This window comes from Rathayibacter sp. Leaf185 (assembly GCF_001423885.1).
Classification (GTDB): domain Bacteria; phylum Actinomycetota; class Actinomycetes; order Actinomycetales; family Microbacteriaceae; genus Rathayibacter.
Map to the genome: position 1 here is coordinate 38,678 of NZ_LMPP01000007.1, position 13,531 is coordinate 52,208.

The window sequence follows — 13,531 nt, forward strand, 5'->3', positions numbered from 1 at the left end:
GTGATCGCGGCTGCAGTGCCTGGTCCGTATTCGGGTTACCGACCGGGCACTGCAGCCGTGTTCCCCTGACCACTGCTCATCTGAAAGAATCTGCGCATGGATGCAGACAGCGGGTGCGGGCGGCACGTCGAGAGCCCGTACGTCGAACTCGCGGTCGAGGTGTTCTCGATGCTGGCCGACGCCACCCGGGTGCGGATCGTGCTCGCCCTCGCCGACGGCGAACTCGCGGTGAACGACCTGGCCGAGCGGGTCGGGAAGTCACCCGCCGCGGTGTCACAGCATCTCGCGAAGCTGCGGCTGGCGCGGGTGGTCTCGACCCGTCAGGAGGGGACGCGCGTGTTCTACCGCCTGACGAACGAGCACGCCAGCCAGCTCGTGGCGGACGCGATCTTCCAGGCCGAGCACCAGCTCGGCGGCACTCCCGCCCACCATCACGGGGAGGCGGGCGATGCGGACCGCACTGCGTAGCCGGGGAGTGCAGGCGGCGCTGCTCTCCGCGGTCCTGTTCGGCGCGGGAACGCCCGCGGCCAAGCTCCTGCTCGACTCCGTCAGCCCCTGGCTGCTCGCCGGACTCCTCTACTGCGGCTCCGGGATCGGGCTCGGCCTCCTGCGTCTGGTCCGCCGCTCCCCTCGCGTGCACCTCGAGCGCGGCGAGTACGCACCGCTCGGCGGCGCGATCCTCTTCGGCGGGATCCTCGGCCCCGTCCTGCTGCTCGTCGGCCTGGTGAACACACCCGCCTCCGGAGCGTCGCTGCTGCTGAACGCGGAGGGAGTCGCGACCGCACTGCTGGCCTGGTTCGTCTTCCGCGAGAACGTCGACCGGCGCATCGCCGTCGGCATGCTCGCCATCGTCGCGGGCGCCGTCGTGCTCACCGTGCCCGCGGGGATCGCGTTCGGCAGCCCCTGGCCGGCGCTGGCGATCCTCGGCGCCTGCCTGTGCTGGGGCATCGACAACAACCTCACCCGGAAGGTCGCCCTCACCGACACGACCTGGCTCGCGGCAGTCAAAGGCGGCGTCGCCGGGCCGGTGAACCTCGTCCTCGCCTTCACACTCGGAGCGCAGCTGCCCGCCCTCGGCAACATCGCCGCCGCGCTGACCGTCGGCTTCTTCGCCTACGGAGTGAGCCTCGTGCTCTTCATCGTCGCCCTCCGGCACGTGGGCACCGCCCGGGCGGGCGCCTACTACTCCGTCGCCCCGTTCTTCGGCGCCGTCCTCGCCGCCGTCCTCGGCGAACCGGTGACCGCGCCGCTGCTCGTCGCCGCCGCGCTGATGGCGGTCGGGATCGGACTGCACCTCACGGAGCGCCACGAGCACGAGCACACCCACCAAGCGATCAGCCACGACCACTGGCACACCCACGACGACCCGGACGAACACCACCGCCACGAGCACGACGAGCCCGTCCCCGCCGGGACCCGGCACCGGCACGTCCACACTCACGAGGCGATCACGCACACCCACGAGCACTACCCGGACAGCCACCACCGCCACGAGCACTGACAGGGTCCACCAACGGATGCCTACCGCGCGGGCCCGCTCACTTCGCTCGGCGGCGATTCTGCGGGGCGACCAGGTGCGAGCCGCGGAATGAGTCGAACGAACACGACCATGCCGACGAGTTCCACCAGGGTCTGGGTGACAACGACGACCGGCGCGAGCGCGAGCGATGCGGGCAGCGCGAGGGCGAGCGGCAGGACGACGAGGGAGTTGCGGGTCGCGCCGCTGAACACGAGCGCGCGAGTCGCGGAGTACTCGAGGCCGAAGAGGCGGGCGACACCGAGCCCGGCGGCAGCCATGACGACGAGGAAGCCTGCGTAGAGCGGAATGAGGACGAGCAGCTGTCCGACGGCCGCGCCGACGGCGCCGGCCTGCGAGGCGACGACGACGAACAGGGTCGCCATCATCAGCGGCACCATCAGGCCGAGCATCGTGGACTCGATGACCCGGCCCGCCCGGTGCCGGCGGCCGAGGGCCTGCACGAGAGCGGCCGCGGTGAGCGGCACGACGATAAGCAGCAGGAACGCGCGCGCGAACGGGCCGACCTCGACCACGGCGACGCCCCCCGTTCCGAGGAAGAGCAGCAGATACAGCGGCAGGAGCAGGATCTGCGCGAGCATCAGCAGCGGCGCCGCGGCGAGCAGCCGGTCGGACGCGCCTCCGGCGAGGCCGGCGAAGACGATCACGTAGTCGATGCACGGCGTCAGCAGCACCAGCAGCACCCCGAACAGCAACGCAGGAGTGTCCGCCACGAACCGGGACAGGCCATAGGCGACGACGGGCACGACGACGAAGTTCAAGACCCCGACCGCCGCGAGGAAACGGCCGTCACGCAGTGACCGGCCGATCGCGGCGAACGGGACGCCGAGGAACGTGGCGAACAGCAGCAGCGCGAGCACCGGCTCGATCGCGACCTCCAGATGGTGCGCGGCGGGCAGCAGCAGCCCGAGCGCAGCGCCGGCCGCGATCGCGACGAGATAGTGGGCGATCTGGCGATGCTCGAGCCAGGCGACAAACGCGCTCACGGCAGCAGACCGGGAAGGAGGAGGGGCACGGGGTGCAACGGTAAACGTTCGAGCCGCTTGAAGGTCAAGCGGGGGCTCCGGCCGTAGGGTCGGCGTGTGCGAATCTCGGATGTCAGCAAGCGCAGCGGCGTCTCCGCGACGGCGTTGCGGTACTACGAGTCCATCGGACTCCTCACCCCGAGCCGCAGCAGCAACGGGTACCGCGACTACGACGCGGACGTGCTCGCCCGCCTGGACCTCATCGAGTCCAGCAAGGAACTCGGCCTCCCACTCGAGGACATCGGCCGGCACCTCCGCGCCCTCGAAACCACCTCCTGCACGGACGTCCGCGACGGACTGCGCCCGCTCCTCGCGGAGCGGGTGCGGCAACTGGACGAGAAGCGGGCGCGACTCGATGAGCTGCGCAGCCGCCTCAGCCGCGCGGACCACGACCTCGCCGCGTGCCCTGACCGGGACGAGCGCTGCTCCACTGAATGCATCTTCCGCGCACGCTATCGGCCTACTGCTTCCGCGCGATCCGGCGCCGCCGAAGGCTTCACGGCAAAAAAGTAGGGCGACCAACGGCGGCCGGCGCAGCCGGGCGACCTTCTGGCGGCGCTCCGTCGCCGCTGCACGAGCGCAGCTCGCGCCTCCCGGAGCGGGATCCCCGGGGAGCGTGAGGGCCCGCCCCTCACGGGCTACCTACCTATATAGGTAGGTAGCCCTCGCCGTTTAGCTCGCGGCGGCCTTCTCGGCGGCCGCGGTACGGGCTGCCTCAACCTCGGCGGCGGTGTGGTGTCCCTGAACGTCGGCGTAGGCGACTTTGTAGGGGCGGGTTCCGTCGTTCCAGTCGAGCGCGACGGTCACGCTCTTGGGGTTCACGCGGGTCACGACGTGCCAGCCGAAGCGGTGCTTGATCATGTCGCCCTTGGCGATCGTGTCTCGGCTGTGGATCGTGACTTGTCCGGCGGCGGCTTGCGTTTCGCGGACGGCGGTCCAGTAGTCGCGCTGGTCGTCGAGCTGCGCGCGCTGGGTGAGCAGCCGCTCCCGGTAAGCGCCGGTGGCGGGGGCGGTCGTTTCGATGTAGCCGCCGCCGAAGTTGTGCGAGCTGCCCTCGATCTTCCGCGTGCATCCGCGAATGTCGGTGTCGAGCCGGTCGATGCGGCGGGCGACCATTCCGGGGGCGTAGCGGTGTTCGGTGGTGTGGGCGGCGACGTCGGCGCGGGCGCGGGCGCGGGTGGCCTCGCGGTCGGCCTCGACGCTGCGGCCCATCGCGTTGTGGGCCTTCTCGATCGCGTTGCGGTGCCGCGTCTCGGAGTGGTGGCCGATCTTGATCGGCTCGCCACCCTCCGGGAGCCGATCGAACGCGCGGCGCGCGGCCGCGTCGGCGGTATCGGCGTCGACGGCGCGGCGGTCGGCCTTCGCGTCGAGCGCGTCGACCCGGACGGCCTGGCGCTCGATGGTCGCCGCCTCCGCCTCGATGGTCGGGCGGAACGTCTCTTCGGCTTCGATGGTGACCTCGTGTCCGGCGTCGCGCAGGGCGGTCGCGGCGCGGTTGATGGTCCACCACTTCGGCAGGCGGTCACGGGACTGCGGGACGTACCACGCGCTGATGGAGCGGCCCCAGCGCCAGCCGGACGCCTTGAGGATCTCGGCGGTGCCGTCGCCGCGGCTGGTGCCCTCGATGATCGTTCCGGCTTCGGGGGTGTGGGTGATGGTGAGCATGTCGGTTCTCCTTCTCGGTTCGGGGGGTCAGTCGTTGGCGCGGTAGTCGGCGGGCGTCTCGCTGCGGTCGTGCAGCGCGTACGCGGCCGGGAACAGGTCGAGCGCTCGCGCGACGTCGACCGGCACGACGACGTAGGCACCGGAGGCCATGTAGCCGACGCGATCCGCGGGCAGCGCCTCCACGGGCTCGAAGTGCTGCAACGTCACCCCGGGAAGCCCCGCGCGGCCCTCGCGGGTGACCAGGTGCACGGCCGGTGTCTGCTCGGTCACCGGGTCGCGGCCACCGGCGCCGACGATGACCACCTGACGGGCGGTCCGGCTGATCCCGTCCGCTCCGGGTCCGTGGTACTCGCTCGTGATGACCTCGGTACGGGTGCCGCGCTGCTGACTCATGGTGTGTCTCCCTCTGGCTGATCGTTTTTCTTTGCCTCTCCGGCGGGGAAGACCGTTTGAGTGGAGGCGGCGGAGTGACGCCGATCACGAGCGATGTGAGGGAGCGCAGCGACCGCGTTCGGGATCGGTGGCACGCAGCCGCCGGAGCGAAATAGGTTGAAACCGCGGAGAGGTGAAGAAAACGCGCAAGAACGGGCCGCGCAGCGGCCTCCCTCCCCCGGCATCGCCGGTGCCGCGTCTAGCGGCCCCCGGAACGGGTAGAGGAAGAGTGCAGGCTGACGGGCGCCGCCGGCAGTGGGTCTAACGGCTTCGGTCGCCGCGGTCCGGCGCCTGCGCCGGCGTCGTGGGGAAGCTGCGGGTAACGGTCGCTCGTGCTTGCGCGAGGGCAGTGTCGATCAGGGGTTCTCCGAACGCGGTGCGCGACTTGTCGACGTCGAGCGTGCGCGGCTGCCCTTCGGCGGCGGTGCTGTAGCGGCGGTAGCGCATGACGGTCGGTCCGGTGTCGGCCAGCTGCTCGGCGGCGACCTCGGGGAGGGAGCGGCCGTCCGGGCCGGCGTAGACGCCGCGGGCGTACTCGCTGGGCACCCATCGGCCGCCGAGCTCGTCGGCGCCGTCGAGGGCGCGTTCGTAGGACTGCTGCCAGCGGCCGGCGATGCGCGACTCCGACAGCTCGAACGGGACCTCCACGTCGATGACCTCGACGCTGTAGCCGGCGGATCCGAGTCGCTGCCCCAGCTCGACGGCCTTCTCGGGTGAGGAGAGCACGGTGTCGATCACGAGGTTCTGACCGTCGCGCACCGCCTCGCTGCGCAGTTGGAGCGCGAGGATGGACGACTCTTCGTGGACGAGGGAGGCCAGCTCGAGCGGGAAGAACCGCTCCCCCGCCGCCTCGGCGGCTCGAACTTCTGACGGGATGATCGCGCGGTCGTAGCTGCCGTCCTTGATCGCCTCGGTGAGCAGGGCGCGCTTAAACTCGTCCGCGTCGACGGTGATCCACGCGCCGCGGTCGGCGCCGAGCACGTCCGCGAGGACGGTCGACTTCCCGGCCCCGGGCGGGCCGGCGAGGATGATCGCCTTCCGGTCCGCGCGCACGTCAGGGAAGCGATCGCGGTACTCGGCCACGAGTCGATCGTGCAGCTCTTGCCGCGCAGCGCGCGGCTGATACGTGCCATCAGGGTCCCGGACGAACCAGTCGCGGTTGTTGACCGTCGCCCGCTCGCCGGCAGGGCTCAGCGGGCCGCCGGCCCGAGCCCACTCGCGCACCGTCTCGCGGTGCGCGGCGATCGCTGACGAGTCCTCGCCCGTCACCGACCTTGCTCGCTGTAGCGGGTCAGGATCTCGTCGTACATCTCCGCGTCGATCAGGTGCTCGCTGAACGCGCGTCGGACGTCCGCGAACTCCCCCGCGTCGCCGGTCGTCCAGTCGTAGCCGTCGCTGGGCGAGCCGGGTCGGTACGACCAGCGGCCGAGCTCATCGATGGTCTGCTCGCGCGTCAGCTCGCCGGCGTCGTAGCGCTGGGCGATTTCGTAGGTGGTGGCGCCGGAGAACCCCGGGCGCACGTCCGGCACGGCGGCCGCCGACTTCAAGGCGCTGTTGACGGAGGGCTGGGAGATACCGATCAGGTGCGCGAGTTGCCTCTGCGTGGTGTCCTGCGCGGCCCGGCGCAGCTCCCGCAGGTACGACACTCTCGTCACGACCTGACGGCTGCGTAGCCGGCGAACGGTGTCCCCATCGGGCCTCTGAGCGATCGCCATGGCAACCACCTCCTATAGATCATTCTATCGAAGGACCGTCACGGTCAGTGAAATACCCGAGCGGAGGGCGTGCTCAAGGATGGCGGCAAGGGACGTCTCCCACCAAGTCTGTTACTTACAGACCAACAGACTTCCGAATCTCGGCCTCCGACCCGCCCGCGATCTGATCACCTCTCTCGAGAAGAAGATCGATCGCTACTCGGATGAGGGTGTTCTCCGTGATTCGCTCGGTCCCGGCGGGCCTGGTTCGCGTGAGTCGACGCGCGTGCGCAGTCAGCGCGGTGTACTGATCGTCTCGGATCTTCGCTTCTTTCCTGGCGAAGGACCGGTAGCCGGCTCCCTCAGCCGGGTCCTGTCGAGTTGCAGAGGCGTCGTCTTCCACTCCCGGCGACTTCGACGGCTGAAGAGGCTTCACCACCTCTGGGGATGCTTCGGGGGGAGTGAGAGACAGATCCGCCTGGGGCGGCGTAGACAGCATGGCGCTGAGGTCCTGGCGGGCCATTAGGAGCTCCTCGTGGTCGAGTGCGCCCAGATGGAGGTGAGCTCCAGGGCGACTGCGTTGTAGTCGTAGATCGCATTGGCGGTTTGCCTGGTGTCGGGGTACTGCGTCACAACGTCTCCGGTGAGCGGCGAATCGCTGATCGATTTGTACTGTCGGATGTGCTGCTTGAAGCGAGGGAGCTTGAGGCTTACATCCACGAGATTGACCCAGTCTTCGAGGAGGTTCGGTACACGCATGTCCACCTTGCCGAGCAGGACTCGGTACGGAACATCTCGGGGCTCGATGAGCTTGCTGATCGTGTTGCGCGTCGGATCGACAGCAAGCGCTTCTGGAACCATCGGCACGATCGCGAAGTCGGAGACATCGAGAACGGCACCGAGGATCGCCGTATCAGTCAGGTTTCCTGGTGTATCTACGAAGACCACGTCGTACGGCAGCTCCCGCAGGCGTGTGAGCGTGTTGGGGTCGGTGTTCTCCGCGAAGTCGAAGGGCAGCCGCTCCCCTGCCCGAGCCGCCCACATGGTGGTCGACTGTTGGGGGTCGACGTCGACCACGAGCACTCGCGCGTTCTTGGCGGCGACGGCCGCAAGGTTCATCAGACTCGTCGTCTTCCCGACCCCGCCCTTCTGATTTGCCAGGGACACGATGCGCATGGATGCTCCTCTCACTCCCGTAGTTACAGAGTACCAAAGTTCGGCGAAAGGTCCCTAACTTCGGACGTCTGTAACCCACGAAGTACGTGGTACCACCGCCCTCGACGACCCGAGTTGCACCTGGTCGCCTCCGAGCAGCGCTGGGACATCGACGGACGCTTGCGACGCAGGTCTCTTCTAACGCTTGAGCCCAGTTCGTTCCACTAGGTCCAGGTGGCACGTGGAACTTCCCCGCCACCAGCAACTTCGGCCGTCAACAAAGCCTGTGATCTACAGAACTACAAAGTCTGTAACTCTGTAGACGGGTCCTCTTCCGTCTCCCTGACACACTGGGCTCCCCAGTCTCACAATACGACTTACAGAGTTCGTGATTCTGAAACTTACAGACCACGGCGTGGCGACCTGGGACCAAAGTTACAGACTTTGTAGTTCTGTATCTTTCGAAGTTTGGAACTTACACCGCAATGTGGTTCATGTCTCCATACGCCTGCAGCTGCGGTCAGTGCGCGAACGCCATCGCCAGTTCGCCCCAAGGGGTTGTGGGGCGTCGGGAGAGCGCGCCGCGCTTCATCGTCCAGACGGGTCCCTTGCGGACCGCGGGGAGTCCGAGGCCGACAGCGGAGCGGCCATGGCGCTTGGTCACGGCATCGATGGTCGCGCCGAGGCCCCTGGTGTCGAAGGCGGTATCGAAGACGTCGAGGGAGGCGTGGGAGTTCCTGGGGGAGAGGTTGGTGAGGATGACGCTTGCGCTGTTCAGAGCGCACGGTGGAGGCGGTGGAGGCAGGCGGTGACGACGCCCCAGATCTGGAGGTCGCTGAGTTCAGGGACGAGGATCGGCGGGTACTCGGAGTTCTCGGCGCGCAGGATGACGCCGCCGGGGGAGTGTTCGAGGCGTTTGACGGTGAGTTCGCCGTCGAGGATCGCGACGACGACGTTGCCGTGCTTGGGGGAGAGGGAGCGATCGACCACCAGTTCGTCGCCGTCGCTGATGCCGGCGCCGATCATGCTCTCCCCGGAGACGCGGACGATGAAGGTGGAGGTCTTGTCGCGGATGAGGTGGTCGTTGAGGTCGAGGGAGCCGTCGAAGTAGTCCTGCGCGGGAGAGGGGAACCCGGCGGCTACCGCGTCGCCGGCGACGAGGAACGCGATCGCCACGGCGTCCAGGGCCGGAGTCGAGATCCGCTCCACGATCGTCACAGTCATCTCGATACCTCCTGATACGTTCGAACATACGTTCGATGAAGGTCGAATGTAAGTCGGAGGGTCCGACAGCGCTCCTGGGTACCAATGGTTCGGCCGCTGGGTGGAGCCGTCTCGGGCGCGTCGAGCTCGTCGAAAATCCGTGTCGACGTCGAGGGCCACGTCGGGGGCTAGGCAGCGGTGGAGGACCACCAGAGCGATCCGGGGGCGAGCATGCCGGTGCGTCCCCAATGCAGCGCTTCTCGGTGATCGCCGCGGCCGGCGGCGTCGCGGGGGTAGAGCGGCCAGACGCGCTCACCGGGAGTGGTGTCCTCGAACAGGGGTCGGCTCGACACGTGTCGGCGTCGTGGGCGTTGCCTGGGGGAGGAGGAGCGGTGGGTCAGTTCGGCTTGCCACCAGGCCCAGACCTCGCGTTCGACGTCGTATCGGTGGGCTCGATCTGCGAGGGCTCCGTCGACGCCGAGGATGCGAGCTGCGGCAGTGCGGAGGTCACGCTTGGCGCGGGTCCACCCGGTCGTGTGCTTGATGATCAGCCGGTGTGTGCGTAGGCGGGAGAGAGCAGTGGCGGCGGTGCGAGTAGTGACTCCGAGCAGCGTGGCTGCGGCGTCGAGGGCGAGGGTCCCTTCGCGACGCAGCAGAGCGTAGGTCTTTCCTGCCAGGTGTCCCAGGCCAGCGCGGGTGAAGAGATCGTGCCGGGTGTCGGTGAGGTCTACTTCGAGCATGGTCAGGAGCATGGTTCGTTCGGTGAAGATCGGACCGGGGGGGCGGGGGTTATTAGTGGTTGTGGCCGGACCTTGCAGTGGGCCTGTGGAAAAATGCTCGGACAGTCGCCATTCGCTGGCGTTCGAGCCGTCCGCGCGGACGGCGAGCTGCACGTAGCCGTCTTCGCGGAGAGTCCGCAGGGCGCTGGCCGCGGTGGTGCGGCCCAGGCCCGCGAGGAGGGCGAGGTCTCGGATGGATGCGGCGACGGTGCGCTTGCCGGTATGCAGGGTCAGGTAGGCCAGCGCGGTGAGAATCGTCTTCTCCGACGTCGCCCGCTCACTCCGGCCCCACCGGCCCGGGCTCACCCGGAACCGCTCGAGGAGAGCGCTGACGGAGCCGACGAGGCTCTCCAGCTCCACCATGTCGCCCGGCTCGCGCTCGGACGGGAGAACGGCGTGCAGCGCCGCGTACTGGAGCGCCTTCTGCCACTGCCGCGTCAGGCGCTCGGCCGCTTCGTCCCGCGAGCGCGGACGGCGGTGGCCGCGACCGGTGTTCTTGGTCCGGAAGTGCTCCATCCCGGGAGCGGTCCGCGCGGCGTGCTCGACGTCGGTCAAGGACCAGCCAGCGTGCGCCGCGGAGAGCAGGCACATGAACGCCGTCCACGACGGATTCGCGCCGCCACCCGCCGTCGCCATGTGCCCGGCGCCGGCAGCGCTGAGCTGGCGGTGCGCCCGATGCGCAGTCGTCGCGGCGACCGGGGGAGCGGCGTCGACAGACCGGGGCGGGCGGGACGCTTGCAGCGCAGTAGTCACGGACTCGACCGCGGCCACGGTGACGGTCGCGTCCAGCAGCTCCTCCACGCGGCCGCGGAGAACGCTCGAGAAACTGCCGTCGCGGTGCGGGGACAGCGGCGGTCGAGCGGCGCCGGTGCGGGGGTTGCAGAGCATCCCGTGATCCAGCGTGCGGAAGTTCGCGCGAGCAGCGATCGCCAACCGAGCCACCAACTCGGCCGGCGCACCCTCGGCGAGTGCGATCCACAGGTGCCGGCCGCCGGTCCCTGAGGACTGGCACACCAGGTGGGCCACATGGTGCGCGTCCAGAACGGCGGAGAGAGCGTCGCAGTCGTCCGCGGCCTGCTCCATGAGGTCCGCGTCGACGCCGTGGGAGTCCTTGCCGTCGAAGTCGAAGCAGAGCAGCCGGAACGTGCCTGTGTCGTCCGCAAGGTAGACCGCCCAGGGAGTGCTCGGGGCAACTGGAGAAATCAGGAACGCCATGGGATACGCGTTCTCATCCAAGCGCCCGTAGGCGTCGCGGCGCATCGTCCGGACAGTGCCGCGCGGGCTCAGCCGACGCGTCAGGGACCATGCGTCACCGCCGAGCGTCGACGAGCTGCTACGGCGCGCCGAAAGATCCATCATTGAATCTCTCAGCCCGTCGTGTAATCTTTCGGGCATAGAGAAGCCTCCCGTGAGGGTGGTGACTTGATTAGCTCGGACCCGTTGCTTTGGTCGGTGTCGGGGTACGAGCTACGAAACTTGGTGAGGCCCGCTTCGGCGGGCCTCCTTCGTTTAAGCGGCGGAGATGTGCGCCTCCTGGTCGATATCGAACGTCGGTGCCAGCACGGGCAGGCGCCCGGTGGAGTCGCGGAGCTGATCTGCCAGAAGCTCGAAGTACAGCGAGCGGGAGACGCCTGAGGCCTTGGCGGCGCCGTCGACGTCGTCCTTTAGCACGTGAGGCATCTGAAACTCGACGGGCACGGTGACGGCGCCGTTGCGCGCGCGTCGCTTCTGCTTGATCGGAGCCATGCCACCAGAGTGGTGATTTAACCCCGGGATTGTGCGCGCCACGCCGCGCGTAGGGCGGATCAATCCCGGGATTAAGCGCGATTGCTGCCGAGGGGCAGGGGCGTCAGCCCAAGTCGCGCCGTGACGGCCCCTACCTGCCGGGGCATGAGACTCCCGTCGAACAACCATGTCGGCACCCTACCAAAATAGGTGCCGCTCCCGTACCGATTCCGGTACACCGTCCAGAGGGTCAGCCAGGACTCTGCAACCACTCACGAACCGAGGCGTCGAAGACGTCCGGCGCGACGTTGTACTCCCAGGCATGCGCAGCGGGCGGGAGCAGGGCTAGCGCGCTCCGCTCGACGTTCACGCTCACGAAGGCCCGTGACAACGAGGCAGGCACCTCCCGATCTCCTTCTGAGTGGATGAGGAGGGTCGGAACGGTGAGTCTCGGTCCTTTGGTCCAGTCCAGGGCATCGAAATCGATGGGCCCGGGAAGTCCTACGAGGGTGCTGAGGGGGCGAGTGGAGAGCGCGAACGTCCCAAGCGCACCCACCACCGATGGCAGATGAGCACGGCGCGCTCCAGCCCGAATGACCTGCCGCCAGTCGGTGGCGGGCGCGATGAGGACGAGGGCGGTGATGAGTTGGCGGTGTCGAGACCGCTCGGTGAGTTGAAGTGCGATGCCGCCACCGAGGGACCAGCCGAACAGAACGATGCTGTGCGCTCCGTGCTCCACGGCGTAGTTGATCGCAGCATCGACGTCATCCCATTCGCTTTGACCGAGAGTCGACGCCCTGTTCTTCGCTGGTGGCCCATCTCCGTCACCTCGGAACGAAGGAACGAGCGACGTGTAGCCGAGCTTGCGTGCTGCCGGGACTGAGCGCAGCGCGGTGATGCGGGTGGTGCGTATGCCGTGCACGTGGATCGCCCAGGTTGTTTCGCCCTCGCCGCCGGTCGACGGGAAGAGCCACGCCGGACATGGGCCTGTTGGCGCGTCGACGTGAATCTCGCGCACGCGCGGGTCGATGTCCTCAGGACGTGCGAAGACGTGCCCGGTCCATCGGCCTTCGTGAGCGGTAGAGAGATCGCCGCCGGTGACTCGAAGAACCTCGCGCCGAACGGTCCGCTCGATCGCGTCGTGATGAAGGATCCGGCCGACGAGCGCGTGGCCCCGATCGGAGTCGAACCAGAAGCCGTACTCGCCGTCGTGAAGGGTTTCGGGCGTGGCGTGGAGAGTGAGGCTGTCCGGGGTCGCCGAGAGGACCTGCACGGTCCTCTTGCGCCCGGGCATCACGACTCGCCGCCCCAGGACGACACCGACGCCTGCCAGCAGGGAGAGGGCAGTCACAGCGGCTCCCGCTACTCCTGCGACAGCTCTCACGCCGCCTTGCCGGGCGCTCATCGAGTCCAAGCTCTTGTGGTCGCGGGGGAGGGGAGCTGTTCCATCACGATGGCCTCCGCCGCTGCAACGTGACGAGCGTCGGCTGGTGTCAGACGGCCGCGGTGAGCGTTCTCGAAGTCGCGTAGCGCGATGACCAGGTCATACACGACCGCGATCGATGATTCGTCTCGAGCGCGACTTGACCCGTTCGTAGTCGGCATCACCGCGAGTCTGCCGGCGAGGCGGCGAAGTCGCCGTGCATGCCGACTGAGTCGTGCCTCGCGCATGGCCTTCTGCAGAGTGAATGAGGCGATTCCGGTGACGATGAGGATCACGCCGCAGTAGAACAGGAAGTCGAACGCGTTCCGCAGGAGGACGCGGAAACCGAGGTCGGTGATCTCGAAGTGGTCGAGGGACAAGACGATGATCTCGTCGATGCAGGCGAGGATGACGAGGCTGCTGCCTGCGACGAAGAAGCCGTAGGAGCGCGCTTTTCTGCGACGGAGACCAAGGAGGAGCATCGTCGAGATGGCGAGGATCGCCGTCATGTAGATGCTGGCGTAAAGCCAGGTACTTGTCTGGGAGATGTGCTCGGTGATGAAAGTTTTCGAGGTGGGTTCCTTGTCGGTGATGAACAGGAACGGCACGACGAAGGACACGACCATGGCGGCGAGGATGAGCTTCCTCGTCCAGAATCGTGGGGTGCTGCGGGACTGAAGGAGGGCTGCTCTCATGACCAACCAGAACGCGGTGGTCGCCAGGACGTTCTGGGCGAGGTTGATGTAGTTCTCGCCACCGAGGAACCGGTCCAATCCGGGGTGGACTCGGGTGAGGAGCGCGAGGGAGCCGACTCCGCTCGCGAGCCAGGACAGCCGGCTCGAGGGCTGGGAGACAGCAGCGGGGATCCGGGCGACGAAGACGACGGCGAGGAC

Annotated in this window: 16 protein-coding genes; 3 read left to right on the forward strand and 13 right to left on the reverse strand. The window is 68.1% G+C overall.

Features of this window, described 5'->3' with window-relative positions:
- Nucleotides 1–96: 96 nt before the first annotated feature.
- Nucleotides 97–468: an ArsR/SmtB family transcription factor gene (locus tag ASG06_RS17440; RefSeq protein WP_056045635.1), complete on the forward strand. Its 372-nt coding sequence runs from the start codon at nucleotides 97–99 to the stop codon at nucleotides 466–468.
- Complete coding sequence (locus ASG06_RS17445; RefSeq protein WP_056045638.1) at nucleotides 449–1,501, forward strand: DMT family transporter; 1,053 nt, start codon at nucleotides 449–451, stop codon at nucleotides 1,499–1,501. Before ASG06_RS17440 ends, ASG06_RS17445 begins: the two co-directional genes overlap by 20 nt.
- A 20-nt stretch (nucleotides 1,502–1,521) precedes the next feature.
- Here the strand turns inward: ASG06_RS17445 and ASG06_RS17450 are convergent, their stop codons facing one another.
- Nucleotides 1,522–2,523, reverse strand: a complete 1,002-nt coding sequence (locus ASG06_RS17450; protein ID WP_056045643.1) for a bile acid:sodium symporter — start codon at nucleotides 2,521–2,523, stop codon at nucleotides 1,522–1,524.
- Nucleotides 2,524–2,619: 96 nt separating this feature from the next.
- On the opposite strand from ASG06_RS17450, the gene ASG06_RS17455 reads away from it, so the two are divergent.
- On the forward strand, nucleotides 2,620–3,075 hold the full coding sequence (locus ASG06_RS17455) for a MerR family transcriptional regulator (RefSeq protein WP_082499393.1): 456 nt from the start codon (nucleotides 2,620–2,622) through the stop codon (nucleotides 3,073–3,075).
- A gap of 159 nt (nucleotides 3,076–3,234) precedes the next feature.
- Here the strand turns inward: ASG06_RS17455 and ASG06_RS17460 are convergent, their stop codons facing one another.
- The 12 genes from ASG06_RS17460 to ASG06_RS17510 all read right to left on the reverse strand — a co-directional run bounded on the left by ASG06_RS17460 (nucleotide 3,235) and on the right by ASG06_RS17510 (nucleotide 13,411).
- The gene (locus ASG06_RS17460; protein WP_056045646.1) at nucleotides 3,235–4,227 is read right to left on the reverse strand and encodes a DUF3560 domain-containing protein; all 993 of its coding nucleotides are present in this window, start codon (nucleotides 4,225–4,227) and stop codon (nucleotides 3,235–3,237) included.
- Nucleotides 4,228–4,254: 27 nt separating this feature from the next.
- Nucleotides 4,255–4,620, reverse strand: a complete 366-nt coding sequence (locus ASG06_RS17465) for a hypothetical protein (protein WP_056045649.1) — start codon at nucleotides 4,618–4,620, stop codon at nucleotides 4,255–4,257.
- 300 nt (nucleotides 4,621–4,920) lie between these two features.
- Nucleotides 4,921–5,928, reverse strand: coding sequence for a zeta toxin family protein (locus ASG06_RS17470; RefSeq protein ID WP_056045651.1), 1,008 nt, complete (start codon nucleotides 5,926–5,928; stop codon nucleotides 4,921–4,923).
- On the reverse strand, nucleotides 5,925–6,374 hold the full coding sequence (locus ASG06_RS17475; RefSeq protein WP_056045655.1) for a hypothetical protein: 450 nt from the start codon (nucleotides 6,372–6,374) through the stop codon (nucleotides 5,925–5,927). Before ASG06_RS17475 ends, ASG06_RS17470 begins: the two co-directional genes overlap by 4 nt.
- Nucleotides 6,375–6,489: 115 nt before the next feature.
- Nucleotides 6,490–6,876: a hypothetical protein gene (locus tag ASG06_RS20315; protein ID WP_197409455.1), complete on the reverse strand. Its 387-nt coding sequence runs from the start codon at nucleotides 6,874–6,876 to the stop codon at nucleotides 6,490–6,492.
- Nucleotides 6,876–7,529 carry a ParA family protein gene (locus ASG06_RS17485; RefSeq protein ID WP_056045660.1) on the reverse strand — a complete coding sequence of 218 codons (654 nt, stop codon included), beginning with the start codon at nucleotides 7,527–7,529 and terminating at the stop codon, nucleotides 6,876–6,878. Before ASG06_RS17485 ends, ASG06_RS20315 begins: the two co-directional genes overlap by 1 nt.
- Nucleotides 7,530–8,028: 499 nt before the next feature.
- Complete coding sequence (locus tag ASG06_RS20660; RefSeq protein ID WP_082499394.1) at nucleotides 8,029–8,331, reverse strand: DUF4113 domain-containing protein; 303 nt, start codon at nucleotides 8,329–8,331, stop codon at nucleotides 8,029–8,031.
- Nucleotides 8,283–8,732, reverse strand: a complete 450-nt coding sequence (locus ASG06_RS17490; protein ID WP_056045664.1) for a LexA family protein — start codon at nucleotides 8,730–8,732, stop codon at nucleotides 8,283–8,285. The genes ASG06_RS20660 and ASG06_RS17490 overlap by 49 nt, the downstream gene beginning before the upstream one ends.
- 167 nt (nucleotides 8,733–8,899) lie before the next feature.
- Nucleotides 8,900–10,750 carry a hypothetical protein gene (locus ASG06_RS17495; protein WP_156466049.1) on the reverse strand — a complete coding sequence of 617 codons (1,851 nt, stop codon included), beginning with the start codon at nucleotides 10,748–10,750 and terminating at the stop codon, nucleotides 8,900–8,902.
- A 249-nt stretch (nucleotides 10,751–10,999) separates the two neighbouring features.
- Entirely contained in the window at nucleotides 11,000–11,236 is a 237-nt protein-coding gene (locus ASG06_RS17500) for a hypothetical protein (RefSeq protein WP_056045669.1), read from the reverse strand.
- 229 nt (nucleotides 11,237–11,465) lie between these two features.
- On the reverse strand, nucleotides 11,466–12,566 hold the full coding sequence (locus ASG06_RS17505; protein ID WP_056045673.1) for an alpha/beta hydrolase family protein: 1,101 nt from the start codon (nucleotides 12,564–12,566) through the stop codon (nucleotides 11,466–11,468).
- Nucleotides 12,567–12,616: 50 nt separating this feature from the next.
- Nucleotides 12,617–13,411 (reverse strand): hypothetical protein, encoded by a 795-nt coding sequence (locus ASG06_RS17510; protein WP_133963500.1) that lies wholly within the window; start codon nucleotides 13,409–13,411, stop codon nucleotides 12,617–12,619.
- Nucleotides 13,412–13,531: the final 120 nt, after the last annotated feature.